This is a genomic window from Pseudomonas sp. GD03875, assembly GCF_029840585.1.
Classification (GTDB): Bacteria; Pseudomonadota; Gammaproteobacteria; order Pseudomonadales; family Pseudomonadaceae; genus Aquipseudomonas; species Aquipseudomonas paralcaligenes.
Genome location: NZ_JAOCCV010000005.1, coordinates 151,574 through 173,811, shown reverse-complemented (window position 1 = coordinate 173,811; position 22,238 = coordinate 151,574). Strand labels below are relative to the sequence as shown.

General features: G+C 69.1%; 17 protein-coding genes. 5 read left to right on the top strand and 12 right to left on the bottom strand.

What is annotated here, in order from left to right:
- Positions 1–14: 14 nt before the first annotated feature.
- Positions 15–4,418, bottom strand: a complete 4,404-nt coding sequence (locus tag N5D30_RS06310) for a retention module-containing protein (RefSeq protein ID WP_279908211.1) — start codon at positions 4,416–4,418, stop codon at positions 15–17.
- Between the two features lie 305 nt (positions 4,419–4,723).
- On the opposite strand from N5D30_RS06310, the gene N5D30_RS06305 reads away from it, so the two are divergent.
- Entirely contained in the window at positions 4,724–6,901 is a 2,178-nt protein-coding gene (locus N5D30_RS06305; RefSeq protein ID WP_279908209.1) for a type I secretion system permease/ATPase, read from the top strand.
- Complete coding sequence (locus N5D30_RS06300; protein ID WP_279904409.1) at positions 6,891–8,252, top strand: HlyD family type I secretion periplasmic adaptor subunit; 1,362 nt, start codon at positions 6,891–6,893, stop codon at positions 8,250–8,252. The genes N5D30_RS06305 and N5D30_RS06300 overlap by 11 nt, the downstream gene beginning before the upstream one ends.
- Here the strand turns inward: N5D30_RS06300 and N5D30_RS06295 are convergent.
- Complete coding sequence (locus N5D30_RS06295; protein WP_279908207.1) at positions 8,239–8,907, bottom strand: TetR/AcrR family transcriptional regulator; 669 nt, start codon at positions 8,905–8,907, stop codon at positions 8,239–8,241. The two genes, N5D30_RS06300 and N5D30_RS06295, sit on opposite strands and share 14 nt — an antisense overlap.
- A 50-nt stretch (positions 8,908–8,957) precedes the next feature.
- Here N5D30_RS06295 and N5D30_RS06290 point away from each other — a divergent pair, with 50 nt between their 5' ends.
- The gene (locus tag N5D30_RS06290) at positions 8,958–10,058 is read left to right on the top strand and encodes a DUF2855 family protein (RefSeq protein WP_279908206.1); all 1,101 of its coding nucleotides are present in this window, start codon (positions 8,958–8,960) and stop codon (positions 10,056–10,058) included.
- A 37-nt stretch (positions 10,059–10,095) separates the two neighbouring features.
- Here the strand turns inward: N5D30_RS06290 and mmsB are convergent, their stop codons facing one another.
- From mmsB to N5D30_RS06260, 6 genes are all read right to left on the bottom strand, one after another.
- Entirely contained in the window at positions 10,096–10,980 is an 885-nt protein-coding gene (gene mmsB, locus N5D30_RS06285) for a 3-hydroxyisobutyrate dehydrogenase (RefSeq protein ID WP_279908205.1), read from the bottom strand.
- A gap of 106 nt (positions 10,981–11,086) precedes the next feature.
- On the bottom strand, positions 11,087–12,190 hold the full coding sequence (locus N5D30_RS06280) for an enoyl-CoA hydratase/isomerase family protein (RefSeq protein WP_279908203.1): 1,104 nt from the start codon (positions 12,188–12,190) through the stop codon (positions 11,087–11,089).
- 75 nt (positions 12,191–12,265) lie between these two features.
- Positions 12,266–13,084: an enoyl-CoA hydratase gene (locus tag N5D30_RS06275; RefSeq protein ID WP_279908202.1), complete on the bottom strand. Its 819-nt coding sequence runs from the start codon at positions 13,082–13,084 to the stop codon at positions 12,266–12,268.
- A gap of 132 nt (positions 13,085–13,216) precedes the next feature.
- On the bottom strand, positions 13,217–14,380 hold the full coding sequence (locus N5D30_RS06270) for an isobutyryl-CoA dehydrogenase (protein WP_279908201.1): 1,164 nt from the start codon (positions 14,378–14,380) through the stop codon (positions 13,217–13,219).
- 6 nt (positions 14,381–14,386) lie between these two features.
- Positions 14,387–15,634: an ABC transporter substrate-binding protein gene (locus N5D30_RS06265; RefSeq protein WP_279903599.1), complete on the bottom strand. Its 1,248-nt coding sequence runs from the start codon at positions 15,632–15,634 to the stop codon at positions 14,387–14,389.
- Between the two features lie 107 nt (positions 15,635–15,741).
- A complete protein-coding gene (locus N5D30_RS06260; protein WP_279903600.1) occupies positions 15,742–17,235 on the bottom strand; it encodes a CoA-acylating methylmalonate-semialdehyde dehydrogenase in 1,494 nt (497 codons plus the stop codon).
- Positions 17,236–17,354: 119 nt separating this feature from the next.
- Between N5D30_RS06260 and N5D30_RS06255 the strand changes: the two genes are divergently transcribed.
- Entirely contained in the window at positions 17,355–18,236 is an 882-nt protein-coding gene (locus N5D30_RS06255; protein WP_279908200.1) for an AraC family transcriptional regulator, read from the top strand.
- Here N5D30_RS06255 and N5D30_RS06250 read toward each other — a convergent pair whose 3' ends face one another.
- The 3 genes from N5D30_RS06250 to N5D30_RS06240 form a co-directional block, all read right to left on the bottom strand.
- Positions 18,237–19,052 (bottom strand): HDOD domain-containing protein, encoded by an 816-nt coding sequence (locus tag N5D30_RS06250; RefSeq protein WP_279908199.1) that lies wholly within the window; start codon positions 19,050–19,052, stop codon positions 18,237–18,239. It abuts the gene before it with no gap.
- A gap of 95 nt (positions 19,053–19,147) precedes the next feature.
- Positions 19,148–19,408 carry a Rho-binding antiterminator gene (locus tag N5D30_RS06245; protein ID WP_279908198.1) on the bottom strand — a complete coding sequence of 87 codons (261 nt, stop codon included), beginning with the start codon at positions 19,406–19,408 and terminating at the stop codon, positions 19,148–19,150.
- Between the two features lie 24 nt (positions 19,409–19,432).
- Positions 19,433–19,870 (bottom strand): PaaI family thioesterase, encoded by a 438-nt coding sequence (locus N5D30_RS06240; RefSeq protein ID WP_279908197.1) that lies wholly within the window; start codon positions 19,868–19,870, stop codon positions 19,433–19,435.
- Between the two features lie 776 nt (positions 19,871–20,646).
- Between N5D30_RS06240 and ung the strand changes: the two genes are divergently transcribed.
- Positions 20,647–21,345: a uracil-DNA glycosylase gene (gene ung, locus N5D30_RS06235; RefSeq protein WP_279908196.1), complete on the top strand. Its 699-nt coding sequence runs from the start codon at positions 20,647–20,649 to the stop codon at positions 21,343–21,345.
- Here the strand turns inward: ung and N5D30_RS06230 are convergent.
- A complete protein-coding gene (locus N5D30_RS06230; RefSeq protein ID WP_279908195.1) occupies positions 21,305–22,198 on the bottom strand; it encodes a DUF6279 family lipoprotein in 894 nt (297 codons plus the stop codon). The two genes, ung and N5D30_RS06230, sit on opposite strands and share 41 nt — an antisense overlap.
- Positions 22,199–22,238: the final 40 nt, after the last annotated feature.

Genomic DNA, 22,238 nt, shown 5'->3' with positions numbered 1-22,238 from the left:
CCCGCCCCGTCGCGTTATGCGTCCAGCCTGGCGGACGGATCGGCGCCGGCCACCAGCGAGTTGATGATCGCCGCGGGCAGGATGCCCGGATCGCCGCCGTCCAGCGGCAGCCCATCGCCCCCGCCGCCCGGCAGGGGGCTTTCCACGACCGGAGGCGGAATGTCAGTGCCGGCCTCGAACGCGATGTAGGCGCCGATATCCCCGCCGTCTTCCTGCAACAGATCGCTGAGGTCGATGCTCTCCTGGTTCGGTTCGAGGCCGCTGCCGGACGACGTATCGTCGGCCGGGTGGTCGAAGGCGTCGTCCGCGATCAGCAGGGCGTCCTCGCGCTCGTCCAGCAGCAGGGCGGCGCTGCTTGCGTCGTCCGCCGCGCCGCTGGCGAGCGGGGCCATGCGTCCGCCGGTGGCCCCGCTTTCCAGGGTCAGGTGGAGGGTGGCGGTGGCCTGGCTGCCGTCGCCGTCCGCGATGGTGTAGAGCACCTTGAAGGTGACGTCCTGGGTGATCTTGAAGCCGGTGACCGGGTTGAAGCTGTAGTTGCCGCTGTGGGCGTCGATCTTCAGCAGGCCGATGTCGGCGCCCAGGTCCAGCTGGTAGAAGTCGCCGTCGAAGGTCGCGGGCAGGTCGCCGGTGCCGTCACCATCGCTGTCCAGGCTGACCGCGACGATCTTCTGGGCGGCCGCGCCGTCGGCGCCGAAGTCGTCGGCGACGTTGCCGGAGACGCTGCCGTCGAGCAGGCCGCCGACCTGCACGGTGCTTTGCAGCACGCCGTTGAGGTCGAGCGGGTTGACCACCACGATGGTGTTGGGGTTGTGTACGGTGCTTTCCTGGACGAAGTCGCCCGGGTCGTGGAGCAGGCCGTCGTCGGTGTTCCAGGTCAGCGGCGGGTTGCCGCTCGGCGACCAGGCCACGGTGTCCAGGTTGCTCTTGGCGTAGTCGTTGACCAGTTCGCTGCCGATGCCCACTGCGTAGACGGAATCCACTCCCTTGTCGGTGAGGAAGTCCACCCAGCCGTCCCGCTCGCTGGAGGAGATCGACACCGAGGGCCGGTTGGCGCCCAGCGGGGTGGCCGGGTAGCCGTCGGAGAGGAAGTAGACGTAGGTGTGGTCGACGTCCGGCGGGGTGCCGTAGTTGGCCTGGACCTGCCTCAGGGCGTCGTCGAAGTTGGTGCCGATGCCGGTGCCGACACCGCGGATGGCGGCGATGGCGGCGGCGGGGTCGTTGAACCAGCCGTGGTAGGTGGCGTTGTCGTCGAAGGTCACCAGCATCACGTTCTGCAGGCTGCCGCCGTAGCTGGTGATCAGGTTCTCCAGGGCGTTCTGGGCCAGGGCCAGGCGCGTGGTGGTGCCGCCGCCCGGCAGGCTGACCACGCCGCCGAGGAACGGGCTGACCATGGTCGCCGAGGTGTCCAGCATGATCACCAGGTTGACCGTGGCCGCGGTGCTGCCTTCGGTCAGCACCACGAAGTCGTCCACCGCCACGGGCGCCGCGTCGGCGACGTTGACGGTGACGGTCGCCTCGGCGCTGTAGGCGTCGCCGTCGAAGGCCTGGTAGCCGAAGGTGGGCGCGGGGCCGTCGTTGGTCGAGTCGAAGTCGCCCGGCGGCAGGTAGGTCAGCAGGCCGCTGGCGGCGTCGGCCGCGCTGATCACGGCGGTGCCCGCGGCGACGGCGGCTGCGCTGACGGCCACGCCGTTGATCTGCAGGGTGCCGTGGTCGGGCAGTGAGGTGATGCGGAAGCTGTCCACCGCGTCGCCGACATCCGGATCGCTGCCGGACAGGGCGATGACCACCGGCGCGCCGCCCTGAACGGCGTTGGCCGACAGGTCGACGGCTTGGGGCGCATCGTTGACCGGGGTGATGCCGATGCTGACGGTGACGATGTTGCCGTCGACGGTGCCGTCGTTGGCCCGGTAGGTGAAGCTGTCGGCGGTGGTCTCGCTGCCGTTGTGGGTGTAGCTGAAGGTGCCGTCGGCGTTCAGCGTCAGGGTGCCGTTGACGGGGCCGGAGACCAGGATTGCGCTGAGCGGGTCGCCGTCGGCGTCGCTGTCGTTGGCCAGCACGCTGGTGGTGCCGTCGACCAGCACGGTGGCGGTGCCGCCCTCGGCGACCACGATGCTGTCGGCCAGCGAGACCGGCGCGTCGTTGAGCGGGTTGACGCCGATGGTCACGGTGCTGGTGGCGAAGCCGCCGTTGCCGTCGGAAACGGTGACGACGAAGCTGTCCGGGCCGTTGTAGCCGGCGTTCGGGGTGTAGGTGAAGGCGCCGGTGGCCGGGTTGAGGACCACGCTGCCGTTGCTCGGTGCGCCGGTGGCGGTGAAGCTGAGCGTGTCGCCCTCGATGTCGGCGCCGGTGACGGTGCTGCTGATCGGCACGTTCTCGTCGGTGACCAGGCCCAGGTCGCTGGTGGTCGGGGCGTCGTTGACCGGGGTGACGGTGATGGCCACCGCGTCGGTGCTGGTGTCGGTGCCGTCGCTGGCGAGGATGGTCAGCGTGTCCGGGCCGTTGTAGTCGGGGGCCGGGGTATAGGTGAGCTGGGCCATGGCGTTGTTGATCGCCGCCTGGCTGCCGGTCAGCACCAGGGTGCTGGTGCCAGCGCCGCTGACGCCCGCGCCGAGCCCGTTGAGGCCGACGTCGAGTACGCCGTGGGTAACGCTGAGGGTGACGGTGAGGCTGTCCAGTTCCGGGTCGAACACGCCGAGGGCGTTGCTGGTGGCCAGGGAGAAGACCTTGCTGGTGTCCTCCGGGGTGGTCTGCGCCTGCGGCACGTGGATGAGCGGTGCGTCGTTGACCGGGGTGATGGTGATGTCCAGGGTCGAGCTGGCGCTGTCGGTGCCGTCGCTGAGGGTGAAGATCACCTGGGGCACGGTGCCGTTGTAGTTGGGCAGCGGGGTGAAGGTGTAGGTGCCGTCGCTGTCGATCCGCAGGGTGCCGACCAGTGGTATCTGCACCGGCGTGCCCACCGGGTGCTGCACCAGCGGTGCGGCGGCGAAGCGGAAGCCGGTGATGCTCAGGGCGTCGCCGTCCACGTCGCTGGCGTGGGTCAGCAGGTTGCCGCTGACCACGCTGTCCTCCGGGCCGCTGTTGGTTTCCGGCGCGGCCAGTGGCGGGTCGTTGACCGGGGTGACGGTGATCGCGACGCTGTCGGTGGCGGTCGCCTGGCCGTCGCTGCTGCTGATGGTCAGGGTGTCCGGGCCGTGGTAGTTGGCGTCCGGGGTGTAGGTGAGCTGGGCCATGGCGTTGTTGATCGCCACGTGGCCGCCGGTCAGCACCAGGGTGCCGGTCCCGCTGCCGCTGACCGTGACGCCGAGCAGGTTGAGGCCCACTTCCAGCACGCCGTGCTGCACGCTCAGGGTGGTGGTCAGCGTGTCCAGGTCGACGTCGAAGGCGCCGAGGGCGTTGCTGGTCAGCAGGGAGAAGGTCAGCGGCGTGTCTTCCGGGGTGGTCTGCGCCTGCGGTACGTGGTGGAAGGGTGGGTCGTTGACCGGCGTGACGTCGATGCTGACGGTGGTGCTGGCGCTGCTGCTGCCATCGCTGATGGTGTAGGTGATGACCGGCACCGGGCCGTGGTAGTTGGGCAGCGGGGTGAAGCTGAAGCTGCCGTTGGCATTGACCTGCAGAGTGCCGACGAGGGGGATGGCGACCGGACTGCCGAGGGGCTGGCCGACCAGCGGCTGGGTGCTCAGGGTGAAGCCGGTGATGACCAGGCTGTCGCCGTCGGCATCGAAGTCGTTGCTCAGCAGGTTGCCGCTGATCGAGCCGCCCTCGGCCAGGGTGTAGCTGTCGGCGACAGCCACCGGCGGGGTGTTGGTGACCGGGCCGGGCGGGGTGACCGGCGGCTCGGGTTCCTCCACGGGCGGCTCCGGCGCTTCCGGCTCCGGTTCCGGCTCGATGGGCGGCGGTTCCGTCGCGGCGGCGGGGACGAAGTCGTCGATGCGCTCGTCGCGCTCGAGGGTGTGGGGGGCGAAGTCCAGGCCGCGAGTCTCGAAGCCTACCTGCGGGTCCAGCTCGGCGGCAGTGGCGTCCAGCATCACGAAGCCATGGCCGCCGGCGATGCCGCTGCTGCCGCTGGTGGTGCCGGGGTTGGCGCCGGCGGCGGTGGCCGGCAGCTCGGTAGTCGGGTCGGCGCCGGCGGCGATGGCCTGCTGCAGTTCTTCCGCCGAGGGTGCATCGCTGACGGCTTCCGCCTGGGCGGCGGGGGTAGCGGGCTGGTCCCCGACCGGGGCGGGCCACTGGCTGGCGCGGCCCAGGTCGACGGCCCGTCCGTCATCGAGCGTCAGGCTGATCCGCCCGGCCTCGCCGGTCTGCACCTGTTCGCCGCGAAACAGGCGGTCGCCCTCGACCAGCAGGCGCCGGACACCGTCGGGAGACAGGGCCATCACCTGGCCGACGACGGTTTTCACAACAGCGATGACATTGCTCATGACGGACTCTCCTTTGTCTGGCTTCCGCAGGCTTCCCGATGCATCCCGGCGAGACGCCGGCGTCGTGTCCGCTACGGTGCGGCAACTTTTTATCGCCAGAAATCTGTCATATTCCTGGCGGTTATTGTGTTAATGCCAAAGTATTGACCATGCGGCGGCCATGCTAAACAATCGCCCCCGCCATGTCACTTTGCTATTGCGCGGCGTCTTCCCCGGTCCCGATCAACGGTCGCGTCGCCGGCCGCGGCGGCGGGGCGCGTGGAACCTGAAGGAGTTGGCGGGCCGGGCTCGCCGGAGGGAACCCGATGAGCAGTACCGAGAGCCAGCCCGTGTCCGCCGTGCCCCACCCGACGTTGCATCTGGGCGACCCCCGTGCGCGCCATGACGACCCGCTGCTGGACGGCCTGCTGGCGCTCTGCGCGCTGCACCGGCGCCCGGCCACCCGGGCCATGCTCAGCGCCGGCCTGCCGCTGCCGGCCCAGCGCCTGTCGCCCGAGCTGCTGCCCCGCGCCGCCGCCCGCGCCGGTCTGCAGGGACGCTGGCTGCACCGGCCGCTGCGGCAGATCCCGGCCATCGCCCTGCCGGCACTGCTGCTGCTCAAGGAGGGTCGCTCCGCCGTCCTCCTGGCCCGCGAGGGTGAGCAGGCGCGCCTGCTGCTCGGCGAGAGCGACGGCGGCGAGGTGTGCGTGGCCCTCGACCTGCTGGAGGAGGACTACAGCGGCGAGGTGTTCTTCGCCCAGCCACGCCACGCCTTCGACCAGGACCGCGAGAGCCTGATCCCACGCACCCGCGCCTGGTTCCGCGACACCCTGGCGCGCTCGCGCTGGCTGTACATCGACGCGGTGGCGGCCAGCGTGCTGATCAACCTGATCGGCCTGTTCGCCCCGCTGTTCGTGATGAACGTCTACGACCGGGTGGTGCCGAACCAGGCCGAGGCCACCCTGTGGGTGCTGGCGGTGGGCATTTCCGGCGCCTTCCTGTTCGACCTGCTGCTCAAGACCATGCGCGGCCTGTGCCTGGACCTGGCCGGCAAGAAGACCGACCTGATCATTTCCGCCAGCCTGTACCAGCGCATCGTCGGCATGGCCATGAAGGTGCGCCCGGCGCGGGTCGGCAGCTTCGCCCAGCACATCCACGAGTTCCAGGTGCTGCGCGACTTCCTCGCCTCGCTGACCCTGACCAGCCTGATCGACCTGCCGTTCACCCTGCTGGTGCTGGCGGTGATCGCCTGGCTCGGCGGCCACCTGGTGTGGATTCCGCTGCTGGCCTTCCCCCTGGCCCTGGGCCTCGGCTGGCTGCTGCAGCGGCCGCTGGCCGAGACCATGGAGCGCACCATGGCGCTGTCCGCCGAGCGCCAGTCGAGCCTGATCGAGACCCTGGCCGGGCTCGACGCGGTCAAGGTCAACAACGCCGAGAGCGAGCGCCAGTATCTGTGGGAGCAGACCATCGGCACCCTCGGCCGCCTGGAGCTGCGCGCGCGCATGCTGTCGAGCCTGGCGCTCAACCTGACCGGCTTCATCCAGCAGCTGGCCGGGGTGGTGACCATCGTCCTCGGCGTGTACCTGATCATCGCCGGGGAGCTGAGCATGGGCGGGCTGATCGCCTGCTACATGCTCGGCACCCGCGCGCTGGCGCCGCTCGGCCAGTTGTCCGGGTTGCTCACCCGCTACCAGCAGGCGCGGGTGAGCATGCAGAGCATCGACCAGATGATGGCGCTGCCGCAGGAGCGCGAGGAGCAGGCCCGCACCCTCAGCCGTCCGCAACTGCGCGGCGCCATCGAATGCCGCCAGCTGGAGTTTCGCTACCCGCAGCAGCAGGGCGCAGCCCTCAGCGGCATCGACCTGCGCATCGCGCCCGGCGAGAAGGTCGGCATCATCGGCCGCAGCGGCTCGGGCAAGAGTTCCCTGGCCAAGCTGCTGGTGGGCCTGTACCAGGCCGATGCCGGCCACCTGCTGGTGGACGGCGTGGACGTGCGCCAGTTGGACGTCGGCGACCTGCGCCACAACATCGGCTACGTCGCCCAGGACATCCAGTTGTTCTCCGGCAGCCTGCGCGACAACCTGGTCAGCGGCGCCCGCTACGTGGAGGACGAGCTGGTGCTGCAGGCCGCCGAGCTGGCCGGGGTGCACGAGTTCGCCCGCCTGCACCCGCAGGGCTACGAACTGCCGGTGGGCGAGCGCGGCCAGCTGCTCTCCGGCGGCCAGCGCCAGGCCGTGGCCCTGGCCCGCGCGCTGCTGCTCGACCCGCCGATCCTGCTGCTCGACGAGCCCACCAGCGCGCTCGACAACACCGGCGAGGAGCGCCTCAAACAGCGCATGAAGCCCTATATCGCCGACAAGACCCTGGTGCTGGTGACCCACCGCACCTCGCTGCTCAGTCTGGTGGACCGGCTGGTGGTGATCGACCGCGGCCGCATCGTCGCCGACGGGCCGAAGGCCGAGGTGATGGACGCGCTCAAGGGAGGTCGCATCCATGTGGCGTGACAGCTTCTCCCAGCAGCTGCGCGGCTACTTCCGCGGCCGCGAATCCCTGGCCGGGCAGCCCTTGCCGGAGGTGCGCAAGGCGCTGATCGAGGACGCCCCGCGCCTGGTGCGCCTGACCCTCTGGAGCCTGATCGGTTTCAGCCTGTTCGCCCTGCTGTGGGCGCATTTCGCCGTGGTCGACGAAGTCACCCGCGGCGACGGCAAGGCCATTCCCTCGTCCAAGCTGCAGAAGATCCAGAACCTGGAGGGCGGCATCGTCGCCGAGCTGTTCGTCCGCGAGGGCCAGGTGGTGGAGGCCGGCGCGCCGCTGCTGCGCCTGGACGACACCCGCTTCGCCTCCAACGTCGGCGAGACCGAGGCCGACCGCCTGGCGCTGCTGCTGCGGGTGGAGCGGCTGGCCGCGGAGGTCGAGGAGCGCGAACCGGAGCTGCCGGCCAACGCGCTGGAAGCCGTGCCCCGGCTGGCCGCCAGCGAACAGGCGCTGTACCAGAGTCGCCGCCAGCAGTTGCAGGACGAGGTGGCAGGCCTGGAGGAGCAGCTGGTGCAGCGGCGCCAGGAACTGCGCGAGTACGTCTCCAAGCGCGACCAGTACCAGCGCGGGCTGAACCTGCTGCGCCAGGAGATCGACATGTCCGAGCCGCTGGTGGCCAAGGGGGCGATCTCCCAAGTGGAAGTGCTGCGCCTGCGCCGCTCGGAAGTGGAGAACCGTGGCCAGCTGGACGCCACCACCCTGGCGATCCCCCGCGCCGAATCGGCGATCAAGGAGGTCGAGCGCAAGATCGCCGAGACCCGCTCGCGCTTCCGCAGCGACGCGCTCACCCAGCTCAACGAGGCGCGCACCGAGCTGAGCAAGGTACAGGCCAGCGGCAAGGCGCTGGAGGACCGGGTCAACCGCACCCTGGTCACTTCGCCGGTGCGCGGCATCGTCAAGCAGCTGCTGGTCAACACCATCGGCGGGGTGATCCAGCCGGGCAGCGACCTAGTGGAGATCGTGCCGCTGGACGACACGCTGCTGGTGGAAGCGCGAATCCGCCCGCAGGACATCGCCTTCCTGCATCCCGGGCAGAAGGCGATGGTCAAGTTCACCGCCTACGACTACACCATCTACGGCGGCCTGCCGGCCCAGCTGGAGCAGATTGGCGCGGATACCATCACCGACGAGGAAGGCAACAGCTTCTACCTGATCCAGCTGCGCACGGAGAAGAGCCACCTGGGCAGCGAGGAGAGCCCGCTGCTGATCATCCCGGGGATGGTGGCGTCGGTGGACATCATCACCGGGCACAAGAGTGTGTTGAGCTATCTGCTCAAGCCGATCATCCGGGCGCGGGGGGAGGCGCTCAGGGAGCGCTAGGGCTTTCCAGGGCGCCCTGTATCAGGCGCTCCGTCTCCTCCAGCCATTCCTGCAGGCGCATGGCGTCGAGCTGGCCGAGTGCCGCGTAGCGCCGCCCGCCCCAGACCATCAGGAACAGCGCCTCGACCCGGACTGGCGGCGTGGGCTGAGGCAGGTCCGTGCAGGCGTCGAATACCTCCTGCCACTTGCCGAGCAGTTCCTGGTAGGCGCGCAGGTGGTGCTTGGGCTCGGCGACCCGCGTTTCCAGCCCCGCCATCTCATAGGTGAACAGCTGGTACATGGATTCCTGCGGGCCGCAGCTCAGCCGCAGCAGGCGCGATAGCCGGGTACGCCAGTCCAGCGGCGGCGCGATCACCTGCTGGTCGATGTGCTCCAGTAACTGCTCGATGCAGTGGCGGATATAGCCCGAGAGCAGCGCCTCCTTGCCGGGGAAATATTCGTACAGGGTGCCCACCGCGAAGCCCGACTCCAGCGCCACCGCGCGGGTAGTGACGGCGTCCCAGCCGTCGCGCTGCAGAATCCGAACGAAGGCCTGGTAGATGGCCTCCACGGTGAACTGGGCGCGCGCCTGGCGTGGACGCTTGAGCGGCTTGGTTCTGGGCCTCTCCGCCTCCGTGCTGGTTGCGCCGCGGTTTCCGAACCCGTTCTTGTGCATCGCCCTCTAACCTGTGGCTCATCATCAGTCGATCGCCAGAGGACCCGCAAATGCCCCCATCCGTCAAGCTGACCCGCCTGCTCACGCACAAGGGCGCACTCGACCAGAGCCGCATCGACAGCCTCGACTTCGACCTGACTCCGGCACCCGGAGAGGTCATCCTCAAGCCCGGCCATTTCGCGCTGACCACCAACAACATCACCTACGCGGCGTTCGGCGACTCCATGCGCTACTGGGATTTCTACCCGACAGGCGAGGCCGACTGGGGGCACATGCCCGTGTGGGGATTCGCCGACGTGGTCGCGTCGGGCGTAGAGGGCATCGAGGTGGGCGCCCGCTACTACGGCTACTACCCGATCGCCACCTATGCCCGGATCAAGGCAGGTGTGACCCCGCGTGGCTTCCGCGCCCTCGACGAGCACCGTGCCGAGCTGCCGACGCCGTACAACCAGTACCCGCTGTGTTCGGCCGATCCCTACTACAGCCCGGCGCACGAAGACCTCCAGGCACTGCTCAAACCGCTGTACCTGACCTCGGCGATGCTCGCCGATTTCCTGATCGACAACGACTTCTTCGGCGCCAGGCGTCTGGTGTTCTCCAGCGCCTCCAGCAAGACCGCCTACTGCACCCTGTTCTGCCTGGAAGAACAGGATATCGAGTGCATCGGGCTCACCTCGCCCGGCAACATCGCCTTCGTCGAGCAGCTTGGCTGCTACGACAGCGCCGTGGCCTATCGGGATCTGGAACGTCTCGATGCCGGCGTGCCGACCGTCTACGTCGATTTCTCCAGCGACCTGGCCCTGCGCGACCGGGTGCATGCGCACTTCGCCGACCAGCTGGCCTACAGCTGCGTGGCCGGCTCGGCGCAGAACACCGAGGAGGCCGAGTACAAGGCCGCCAGCGGGCCGGAGCCGAAGATGTTCTTCGCGCCGATCCAGATGCGCAAGCGCAATGTCGACTGGGGCTCGGGCGGTGTCTCGCGCTATGTCGGCGAGGGCATGGTGAAGTTCTACCAGCGCGTGGAGAACAGCGGCACGCAGCTGGTCGAGGTGGTGCATAACGAAGGCTACGAAGCCGCCGCCGAGATCATCTCCGGTCTGGTGCACGGCCGCCTGCCGCCACAGCAAGGGCAGATCGTCCGACTGCGTTGAGCGGTGTCGAGCGTGGCGGCCGGCTCGTCACGCTTCGTCACTCGACGAACAGTTTCTGCACCGCCGAAAAGTCCAGCCGCCCATCCCCCTGCTTGAGCAGCATGCGGTACAGCTGCAGCGCCAGCGCGCCCATCGGCGTGCTGCTGCCGGTGGCCTGGGCCGCTTCCTGGGCCAGGCCCAGGTCCTTGGCCATCAGCTCGGCCATGAAGCCGCCGCTGTAGCCCCTGGATGCCGGCACATTATCCATCACTCCCGGCCAGGGGTTGTACTTCTCCAGGCTCCAGTTGCCGCCCGAGCTCTGCCGCATGATCTCGGCCAGCACGGCCGGGTCGAGGCCGCTGGCCACGCCCAGGGCCATGGCCTCGGCGGTGCCGATCATGTGCACAGCCAGCAGCTGGTTGTTGCACACCTTGGCGACCTGGCCGGCCCCGTCCGGGCCGGCGTGGAAGATGTTCTTGCCCATCGCCGCCAGCACCGGCCGGGCGCGTTCCAGATGGCCGGCCTCGCCGCCGACCATGAAGGTCAGGGTGCCGGCCGCGGCGCCGGCGGTGCCGCCGGAGACGGGGGCGTCGAGCAGGGCGATGCCCTTGGCCGCCGCGGCGGCGTGAACCTTGCGCGCCGAGTCCGGGGCGATGGTCGAGCACTCCAGCACCAGGGCGTCGGCGGCGATCTTCTCCAGCAGGCCGTCTTCGCCCAGGTAGAGGCTTTCCACGTGGCGGCTGGCGGGCAGCATGCTGACCACCACGGCGGCGCCCCTGACCGCGTCGGCGGCGCTGCCGGCGGGCTGGGCGCCTTCGGTGACCAGGGTGTCGACGGCTTCCTTGACCAGGTCGAAGACGCACACGGCGAAGCCGTTCTTGAGCAGGTTGCGGGCCATGGGCAGGCCCATGTGGCCGAGGCCGATGAAGGCGATCTGGGTCATTGTTGTTGTTCTCCTCGTATGTCCGCGTGGGGCCATGAGTGGGGGCAGCTGGGCGGCATTCCGACTGGCCGCGAAAAGAGCATCGGGGCCAAGGCCGCTCCCACGGTTACAGGTCTGCCAGGGGGTGGGCACCCTCCCATGCCGGAGTGAAGTGCGCCTCGATCACCGCCGGGGGGATGGCGGCCGGGTCGGGCCAGTGCCACTTCGGCGCCTGGTCCTTGTCGATCAGGCGGGCGCGCACGCCTTCCGGGAATTCCGGGTGGCGGCAGCAGTTGAGGCTCATGGCGTATTCCATGCGGAACACCTCGGCCAGGGACAGGTGACGGGCGCGGCGAATCTGTTCCCAGACCAGGTGGGCGGTCAGCGGGCAGCCGGCGGCCAGGGTCTTGGCGGCGCGCGCCAGCAGCGGGTCGGCATCGTGCTGCAGGGCGGTCAGGGCGTGCCAGGCGGCGGGCAGGTCGGCCAGGTCGAGCAGCGCGTCGAGGCGTTCGCGACGTGGCAGCCACTGGGCTTCCGGCAGGTCGGGACGGGCCTCCTGCTCCAGGGCGCGGAGCAGGCTGCTGAGCTGCTCGGGCGCCTGGTGCCGCCAGTTCATCTGCACCAGGCCCTCGATCAGGCTTTCCTGCTGGTCCTCGCGCAGGAAGCGGTCGGCCAGGTCCAGGTCCAGTGCGTCGCGGGCGTTGATGCCGGCGGCGGTGAGGCCGAGGAACAGGCCGAGCCTGCCCGGCAGGCGGGCGAGGAACCAGCTGCCGCCTACGTCCGGGTACAGGCCGATATTGATCTCCGGCATGCCCAGGCGGCTGCTCGGGGTGACGATGCGGATCGCCGCGCCCTGCATCAGGCCCATGCCGCCTCCCAGCACGTGGCCGTGGGCCCAGCACAGCAGCGGTTTCGAGTAGGTGTGGATGCGGTGGTCGAGGCGGTATTCGTCGGCGAAGAAGCGCCGCGCCAGCGGCGGCACCTCGCCGGGATGCTCGCGGCATTGCTGAACAAGCTGCACCACGTCGCCGCCGGCGCAGAAGGCCTTGGGCCCGTTGCCGCGCAGCAGCACGCAGGCGATGTGTTCGTCCTCAGCCCACTGGCGCAGTTTGGCGTCCAGCGCCTCGATCATCGGCAGGGTCAGGGCGTTGAGGCTCTTCTCTGCGTCCAGGCTGGCGATGCCGATGCGGAAGCCGTTCAGGCCGGGGCGTTCTTCGAAGGTCACGTTCATCTTGTTATCCGTTCGTGCAGGGCGGATGAAGCCTGTGGCTTATGGCTTGCTGCCATTGCGCGGGTTGCACCCGCCCTACTTGTTGCGCCACTGGGCGTCGCGTTTTTCCAGGAAGGCGTTGACGCCCTCGCGGGTGTCGTCGGCGTCGAACAGGTCGACGAAGCGCTCGCGCTCCTCGGACAGCCAGGTGTTCGGGCCACGCTCGCGGGCGCCCTGGATCAGCGGCTTGATGGTGCGCACCGCCACCGGGCTCTGCCGCGCCACCTTGGCCGCCAGCAGCAGGGCGGTGCCGCGCGCCTCGCCGGTGTCGACCACTTGCTCGATCAGGCCGATGCGCAGGGCGGTCTCGGTGTCGATGCGTTCGCCGCAGAGGATCATGCGCTTGGCCCAGCCCTCGCCGACCAGCCAGGGCAGGGCCTGGGTGCCGCCGGCGCAGGGCAGCAGGCCGACGGTGGCTTCCGGCAGGGCCATCTGCGCCTGGCGCTCGGCAATGCGGATGTCGCAGGCCAGGGCGCATTCCAGGCCGCCGCCCATGGCGTAGCCGTTGATCGCGGCGATCGATACGCCACGGAAGTCGCGCAGGGTCTCGAAGGCTTCGCCGAAGCGCCGTGCCATTTCCCGGGCGCGGGCCTTGTCGCCGTCGGCGAACAGCTTGAGGTCGGCGCCGGCGCTGAAGAACTTGCCGCCCTGGCCGGTCACCACCAGGGCGTAGATGTCGTCGTCGCGGTTGAGGTGCTCGACCACCTGCTTGAGGCCGATCAGCGAGTCGCGGTCCCAGGTGTTGGCCGGTGGGTGGTTGATGGTGATCAGCGCCGTGTGGCCGTGCTTCTCCACGGTCAGCTTGTGGGTCAGGTCGAACATGCCGGGGTTGTAGGGTTCGATGGCGGTGGTCATGACGTTCCTCGTTAATTGACTCCCCTCTCCCCCTGGGAGAGGGGCCGGGGGGTGAGGGTGTATCAGGCAACTCCGCGTCACCCGCCAACCCCTCACCCTGGCCCTTCTCCCGGAGGGAGAGGGGACTAAGGGCTACAGCAGGCGATCCAGCATGCCGCCCTGGTCCAGCAGGCGGCGGGCGATGATCACCCGCATGATCTCGTTGGTGCCTTCCAGTATCTGGTGCACGCGGCTGTCGCGCACCCAGCGCTCCAGCGGGTAGTCGTTCAGGTAACCATAGCCGCCGTGCAGTTGCAGGGCGTCGTTGCACAGGGCGAAGCAATGGTCGGTGGCGAAGCGCTTGGCCATGGCGCAGTACAGGCTGGCTTCGCCGTGGCCATGGTCCAGCTTGTGCGCGGCCAGGCGCACCATCTGCCGGCTGGCGGTCAGGTCGGTGAGCATGTCGGCGAGCTTGAACTGCAGGGCCTGGAACTCGGCCAGGGCCTTGCCGAACTGCTTGCGTTCCTCGACGTAGCGCAGGCTCTGTTCCAGAGCCGCCTGGGCCGCGCCCAGGGAGCAGCTGGCGATGTTCAGGCGCCCGCCGTCCAGGCCCTTCATCGCGTAGACGAAGCCCTGACCCTCCGGGCCGATGCGGTTGCCGGCGGGAATGCGTACGCCCTCGAAGGTGATGGTGCGGGTCGGCTGTGCCTTCCAGCCCATCTTGTCCTCGTTGCGCCCGTACTTCACACCCTCGGCGTCGGCCGGCACCAGGAAGCAGGAGATGCCCCTGGCGCCGTCCTCGCCGGTGCGTGCCATGACGATCAGCACGTCGGTACTGCCCGCGCCGGAGATGAAGCACTTGCTGCCGTCCAGCACATAGTCGTCGCCCTCGCGCCGGGCGCGGGTGCGCAGGCGGGCGGCGTCGGAGCCGGCGTCCGGCTCGGTGAGGCAATAGGAGGCCAGCAGCTCGCCGCCGGTCAGGCCCGGCAGGTACTGCGCTTTCAGGGACTCATCGCCAAAACTCGCCAACATCCACGAGGCCATATTGTGGATGGTCAGGTAGGCCGTGGTGGCCACGCAGCCGGCGGCGAGCTGTTCGAAGATCAGCGAGCTGGCGAGGCGCGACAGGCCGAGGCCGCCATCCTCTTCCTTGATATACAGGGCCAGGTAGCCCTGTTCGGCGGCGCGACGGATCACCTCCACCGGGAAGTGGTGCTCGCGGTCCCAGTCGGCGGCGTGTGGTGCCAGTTCCCGCGCGGCGAAGGCGCGGGCGCTGTCGACCAGAAGGCGTTGTTCCTCGTTCAGCTCAAAGTCCATAGGCGCTCATTGCAGGGTGGTGGGCTGGCCGGCGGCGCGCCGTTCGGCCTGCCATTCGGCGAGGCTGGGGGCGGCCTGTTCTCCGTCCAGGCGGTGGACGATCTCGAAGTAATCCTGATGACGCGGCGAGGCCATCACCTCGGCGCGGCTCTTCACCCGCACCGCGTACACGGTCTGCACGTTCTGGTGGTCGAAGGCGCGCCACTGCTGCGGGCCCTTGAGCAGGCTGTAGCGGTGGCCTTCCAGCGCCTTGATCAGCGCCTCGCTGTCCAGGCTCCTGGCGCGGCCGGCGGCGTCCGCCCACTGCTGGACGATGCTGTAGGCCGAGGCGGCGGCGCTGGAGGGGTAGACCTCGTAGCGTTCGGTGAAGTTGCGCACGAAGGCCTGGCCGGCCTGGCTGCCTTCCAGTTCCGGCACGCGCCAGGTCCAGGGCTCGGTGCCGAGCACGCCTTCCATCAGGCCGGGGCCGGCCTGCTCGACGATGCCCTGGGTCAGGTTGGGCGCGACGATCTGCATGCGTCGGGTCAGGCCGAGGCTCTCGGCGATGCGCATGGCACGTACCAGGTCCTCGCCGAACAGCACCAGGACCAGCACCTGGGCGTCGCTCTGCGCGGCCTGGGTCAGGGCGTTCTGGTAGTCGGCCACGCGCGCGCCCGGGAAGGGCACCTTGAGGCCCGGGTGGCGCGCGCCGTCCTGGGTGCCGGTGGTCTCGCGCAGCGAGCTTTCGGTGGTGTTGCCCCAGGTGTAGTCGGCGGTGACGTAGAAGTAGGACTTGTCCGGCAGGTTCTTGGCCAGGTACTGGCCGAGCACGCGGGCGCTCATCCAGGCGTTGTTGCACTCGCGGAACAGGTAGCGGTGGCCGTCCTTGCCGGTGGTGTCGTTGGAGTAGGTGAGGGTGCCGAAGTACAGCAGGCCGCGCTCCTGGGCGCGCTTGCCGGCGGCGATGGCGGCCGCGCTGGAGGCGCCGCCGAAGAGCATGGCGGCGCCTTCGCCGGCCAGCTTGTCGACGTTGCGCGCGGCCTTCTCCGGGCGCGAGGCGTCGTCCAGGCTGGACAGCCGCAGCGGGCGGCCGAGCACGCCGCCCTTGGCGTTCAGCTCGTCGATGGCCAGCAGGGCTCCACGCATCTGTGCCAGTCCTTCTTCCTTGTAGCTGCCGGTGCGCGGGTAGCTGAGACCGAGGGTAATCGGCTCGGCCGCCTGCGCGGCGGCGGTGAGTCCGGCCCAGAGGGCCAGACAGGCGGTCAATCGTTTCATGGCAGTGCTCCTTGTTCTTTTTTTGCCAGGGCCGACTGTGCAGCCCTGGCGAACGAGGAGGCATTGTCTTTTCGTCGTAGTGGCACCGTGTTGCGGTGCGTCAACGCTTACTTGAGTTGGATGGTCATGTTCGGTCCAGTCACCGGGCTGTCATCGAACCAGCGGCTGGTGACCGTCTTGGTCTCGGTGTAGAAGCGCACCGCCTGCTTGCCGTAGGCGTGCAGGTCGCCATAGAACGAGCCCTTCCAGCCGGTGAAGGAGAAGAACGGCAGCGGCACCGGGATCGGCACGTTGATGCCCACCTGGCCGACCTCCACCGCGTGCTGGTAGTGGCGCGCGGCGCCGCCGGAGCGGGTGAAGATGCTGGTGCCGTTGCCGTAGGGGCTGGCGTTGACCAGCTCGATGGCGTCTTCCAGGGTGTCGACCTCCATGCACACCAGCACCGGGCCGAAGATTTCCTCGCGGTACAGGCTCATCTTGGTCGTCACGCCACGGAACAGGGTCGGGCCCAGCCAGTTGCCGTCCGGGTAGCCCGGCACCTCGCAGTGGGAGCCGTCGAGCAGGCATTCGGCGCCTTCCGCCTTGCCCTCGGCGATCAGCTTCTGCACGCGCTGCTTGGCCTGCTGGCTGATCAGCGGACCGTAGGCGGCGCCGCTGTCCTTCCAGTAGCCGGGGCGCAGCTCGGCCATCTGCGCGGCCAGCTCGGGAATCCACTGCTTCGACTCGCCGACGAACACCGCCACGCTGATCGCCATGCAGCGCTGCCCGGCGGCGCCGCAGCTGGCGCCGAGCAGGTTGCTGAGCACCTGGTCCTTGGGGGCGTCGGGCATGATCACCATGTGGTTCTTGGCGCCGGCGAAGGCCTGCACCCGCTTCAGGTGCTGGGTGCCGGTGCGGTAGATGTGCTGGCCCACCGGCACCGAGCCGACGAAGGAGATGGCGCGGATGTCCTCGTGGGTGAGCAGGGCGTCGACCACCTCGCGGCCGCCGTGCAGCACCTGCAGCACACCGGCCGGCGCGCCGGCTTCGAGGAACAGCTCGGCCAGGCGGTTGGGGGTCAGCGGGTCCTGCTCGGAGGGCTTGAGGATGAAGGTGTTGCCGCAGGCGATGGCCAGCGGGAACATCCACAGCGGGATCATCGCTGGGAAGTTGAACGGGGTGATGCCGACGCACACGCCCAGCGGCTGGATCCAGCTGGCGGTGTCGATCTCGCGGGCGACGTTCTCCACCGTCTCGCCCATCATTAGGCTGCAGATGTTGGCCGCGTGCTCGGCCACCTCGATGCCGCGCCAGACGTCGCCCTTGGCGTCGGCGAAGGTCTTGCCGGTTTCCGCCGCGAGAATCTCCGCCAGTTCGTCGTGGTGTTCCTTGAGCAGGTGCTGGTAGCGCAGCATCAGCCGCGCGCGCTCCGGCACCGGCACTTCGCGCCAGCTCTGGAAGGCTTTCCTGGCGCCGGCGATGGCGGCCTCGATTTCCTCGAAGGTGGCCTTGGGCGCCAGGGCCAGGACTTCCTGGGTGGCGGGGTCGGTCACTTCGATCAGTTCGCGGGCACTGCTGGCCTGCCACTGACCGTCGATCAGCTGCGGGATCACCTGGGGCATCGTGGGCCTCCTGTTTGTTCTTGTGTGCAGCAGTTATAGCCGCAGTCGGCGGGCCTGTGGATTGACGATCTTGCTGATCGGATGGACGATCTTGGCATTCACACAGGAATGAGAACGCCATGAGCGCCTCCGTGGAAACCTCCAACTGGCCGCTGCCGGCCAACGGCCTGCGCTTCGTCGTGCCGCCCCGGCTGCGTCGTGTGCTGGCCCGCCATCCCCTGACCAGTGGCTGCTTCCCGCTGGCCCTGGGCTACTACCCGGAGGCCGCCGGGCACCGCATGCGGCGTACCCAGCCGGACGACCACCTGCTGATCTACTGCCGCGCCGGGCGGGGCTGGCTGGATACCGGGGATGGACGATTCGAGGTGGGAGGTGGCGACCTGCTGCTGCTCCCGCGTGGTCAGGCCCACGCCTACGGCGCCGATGCCGAACGGCCGTGGACCATCCATTGGGTGCATTTCGACGGCGCCCTGAGCGAGGACTTCCTGCGCCTGCTGGGCTGGACCGGCGTGCGGCGCATCGGCATGCAGCCGCGCCTGATGGCCGACTTCGAGGCGCTGCTCGGCCTGCACCGCCAGGGCCTTCACCCGGCGCACTTCGTTCACGCCGCCCACCAGTTGCAGGCGCTGCTCAGCTCCCTGGCCGTGCTGCCGGCGCGCGCCACGCTGAAGTCAGGCCGGGTGCTGGACGTGGAGGCGGTGCGGGCGGTGATGCGTAGCCACCTGCACGGCAGCCTGGAACTGGACGAGCTGGCGGCGCAGTTCAAGCTGTCGCGCTTCCACTTCGCCAAGACCTACCGCGCCCTGACCGGTCACGCGCCGATCCAGGATTTCATCCAGCTGAAGATGGCCCAGGCCTGCCGCCTGCTCGACCAGGGCAGCCTGGAAGTACGGCAGATCGCCGAGCAGCTCGGTTACGACGATCCCTACTATTTCTCGCGGCTGTTCAGGAAGGTGGTGGGCATGGCGCCCAGTCACTACCGGGCGCTGCACCAGGGCTGATCAGGCGAGCAGCCGCAGCCACAGTTGCAGCTCCTGGCGCAGCTCCTCGCGCAGGGCGGCCAGCGGTATTTCCAGCCCCAGGCGGAGCTGGGCGGGCAGCACTTCCGGCAGGTCGTCGGCGGCGCTCTGCAGCGCGCTGGCGACCAGCACCAGGTCGGCCAGGTCGGCGCGGCCGGGGTGTTCGCGCAGCCATTTGCCGCGCTGCCGCGCGCAGTCGATGATCGCCGTCGGCACCTGCCAGCGGGTCAGCACCAGGGCGCCGATGTCGCCCGACAATTCTTCGCACAGCGCGTCCAGCGCTTCCAGCTCGCGGGGGTAGTCCGGCCAGTGCTCCAGCTCGGCCAGCAGCGGCAGGCTGCCGATGTCCTGCAGCAGGCCACCGAGCATCGCCTCATCGAGCAGCAGGCCGCTGCGCTGGGCCAGGGCCGCGCAGTAGGCGGCGCGCTCGCGGGCACGCCGCCAGCGCAGGGTGAAGGCCTTCTGCAGGGCGGCTTCCGGGCTGGAGAACAGATGGCGCAGGGAGAAGCCCAGCACCAGGTCGTTGAGCTGGCGGGTGCCGAGCCGGGCCAGCAGGTCGCGCATCGACACGCATGGCCGGCCGCCGCGCAGCAGCGGGCTCTCGGCGAACTGCATGAGGTAGGCGGCCAGTGGCGGGTCGCTGTTGATCACCCGGGCCAGCTGTTCCAGCGAGGTGCGTGGGTCTTCCAGCAGGCGGCGGATGCGCAGGGCGGCTTCGGGCATCTGCGGCACCTTGGCCTGCCCCTTGAGGAAGCGGGTGAGCAAGGCGAAGCGCACGGCATTGACGGACTGCGACATGGGGCATGGCGGGGGCGAGGGGATGAGTGGGCGATGCTAGCAAATCGCCCGGTGGCGCGGAATCCACGTCGAGGCTGGGACGGGTGCAGCGCGGGTTACGCCAGCTCGACCCGGCCGAAGCGGGCGCCGGGGTCGAGCGGGGTGATCGCCCGCAGCTGGTCGAGGCGTACCTCCCGCTGGCCGTCCTCGGTCTGCAGCAGGAGGAATTCCTCCTTGCTCGGCGCCGTGCGCGTGTCCAGCGCACGGGCCACGAAGCTTGCTCCCTCAACCAGCTCTATCTGCAGCCGGTAGCCGTGCAGGCAGGCGAGTTCCAGGTAGTCGTACAGGTCGCAGTCCAGCGGACGATAGGTGCTCATGGCGATTCCTCCATAGCGGTCAGCCTAGACCCGGGCGATGGTGGCCAGGCCGGTGGCGATCAGTTTTTCCGCACCATCCTGCACCGCGAACACGTCGGCGCGGCATACCGCCTGGCGCCGGCCAGCCTTGAGCACCTCGCTGCGGCACACCAGGCGTTCGCCCAGGGCCGGCGCCAGCAGGTTGAGCTTGTATTCGCTGGTGACCACGTCGCCCACCATGGAGGCCGCGGCCCAGGCGCAGCCGCTGTCGACCATGAAGCCGACCACGGCGCCGTGCAGGTAGCCGTGGTGCTGGCACAGGTCCGGGCGGCTGCGCACCTGCAGGCTGACCCGGCCCGGAGCGAAGTCGAGCAGCTCGGCGCCCAGCAGCTGGGCGAAGGTGGAGTGTTCCAGCGCCTGTTCCAGGCGCTCGCGGCTGATGCCGGTTGCGGTCTCGATTCCGGTCTCGGTGGCGGTGTCCATGTGCTGTGCTCCAGATGAGGTCAGCCTCCAGTCTTGGCCGGCCTGCCCCAGGCCGCCAAGCGCATCCACTGGCGTGATGAACGGGCATCAGCAGGGCGGGTGAAACCCGCGCACGCTCCCTTCGCCAGGGCTATCGGGTACTCGCGTCCCGCCATCCCCACGAAGGCGGGGATCCAGGGATGGGTGCCTGACCTCGCATGGATTCCCGCCTGCGCGGGAATGACGGAGATTTCCTAACTTGCGCGTAGCGGCTTCATCCGATGCCTCTGCCTACGCCTCCGTCATCCCCGCGAAGGCGGGGACCCAGGGGGTGCCAGACCGCGCATGGATTCCCGCCTGTGCGGGAATGACGGAGATTTCCTGACTTGCCCGCACAGGGCCTTCATCCGATGCCCCTGCCTACTCCCCCGTCATCCCCGCGAAAGCGGAGACCCAGGGGGTGCCTGACCGCGCATGGATTCTCGCCTGCGCGGGAATGACGGAGATTTCCTGACGTGCGCGTAGGGCCTTCATCCGATGCCCCTGCCTACTCCCCCGTCATCCCCGCGAAGGCGGGGACCCAGGGGGCATGACCGCGCATGGATTCTCGCTTGCGCGGGAATGACGGAGATTTCCTGACTTGCGCGTAGGGCCTTCACCCGATGCCTCTGCCTACGCCTCCGTCATCCCCGCGAAGGCGGGGACCCAGAAAACAACGCACGGGGCCCTTCGCGTATTGACTTGCCTCCGGCCCTTGCCTAGCGTGCCGTCTTTGTTTCGCAGCAGGGAAAAAGCGCATGAGCGATGACGACCGCATCAAACTCGAACCGGGCTGGAAGGAGGCCCTGCGCGACGAGTTCGACAAGCCCTACATGAAGGCGCTGGGCGAGTTCCTCCGGACCGAGAAGGCCGCCGGCAAGGTGATCTACCCGCCGGGGCCGCTGATCTTCAACGCGCTCAATTCCACCCCACTGGACAAGGTCAAGGTGGTGATCATCGGCCAGGACCCCTACCACGGCCCGGGCCAGGCCCACGGCCTGTGCTTCTCGGTGCAGCCCGGCGTGCCGGCGCCGCCCTCGCTGCAGAACATCTTCAAGGAGCTCAAGCGCGACCTGAACATCGACATCCCCGGCCACGGCTATCTGCAGAGCTGGGCGGAGCAGGGCGTGCTGCTGCTCAACACCTCACTGACCGTGCAGCAGGCCAGCGCCGGCTCCCACGCCGACAAGGGCTGGCAGCCGTTCACCGACAAGGTGATCGAGGTGGTCAACGCGCGCCCGGGTAACCTGGTGTTCCTGCTCTGGGGCTCCCACGCGCAGAGCAAGCAGAAGCTGATCGACACCACCCGCCATCTGGTGCTGAAGTCGGCGCACCCCTCGCCGCTGTCGGCCCACCGGGGCTTCCTCGGCAACGGTCACTTTAGTCGCACCAACAAGTACCTGGAGCAGTGCGGCCTCACTCCGATCGACTGGCGACTGCCTCCGCTGCAGGGGTAGCACAGGTAAGTCCGGCGATATCCTCGCGCAGGGTGCCGAGGCGCTCGTTCAGACGCTCGCGTTGCGCCGGGCTGGCGCTGGCGATGAGCTGGTCGAGCAGCTCCGCCAGGCCGCGCTCGCCGTCGGCGAAGGAGCGCCGGTAGTCCTCGCTCCAGTAGTCCTGGCGCTCGCGCAGCAGGGCGTCGATGCGCTGGGGGAAGTCGGCGCTGCGGCGTCCTTCCAGTTCCTCCAGCAGCGCGGCCTGCCAGCGCTCGCGGCTTTCCAGCCATAGCCGGTTCTGTTCACCGCGCTCTTGCGACCAGGCTTGCACCAGCGCCTTCTGCCGGGCGTCCAGTTTGCCGAACCAGGGCTCCAGGCGTTCCTCGGTGGTCTCGCTGCGCTTGGCGATCTGTTTGGTGAGGGGCGGTTCGACGAATTCCCGGCGCAGCTTCTGGTTCTCCTTGGCCATCGACTGGCGCAGCTGCTGCACCTGCTGCGGGCTGAGCTGCTGCAGCAGGCCGGCGGCGGTCGGGCTGATCTCGCTGGACACCTCGCCGAGCGCGTCGCGCAGATCGAGGAAGCGGGCCTTGAGGTGGGCGGCGTCGAGCTGGCCGGCCCGCAGGTTGGCGCGGTCCTGGTCCAGCCAGTCGGCCAGCTGCGGCAGCTGGGTGCTGCAATGCCAGGCCAGGTGCTGGCTGATGCGCGGCTTGAGCCAGGCCTTCTGTTCGGCATTGAGGTCGAGGTAGCTGTCGATGCGCCAGGCCAGCAGCCAGTCGAGGTTGCGGTAGGCCAGGTCGAGGCGGCTGCAGGCGGCGAGCAGGGAAATGCCGGCCAGCAGCGCGAGCAGGGGCAGGGAGAGGAAGCGTCTTCGCATGTCAGGCCCTCGCCGTTGGTTACCTGGGGGCGGAGGATAA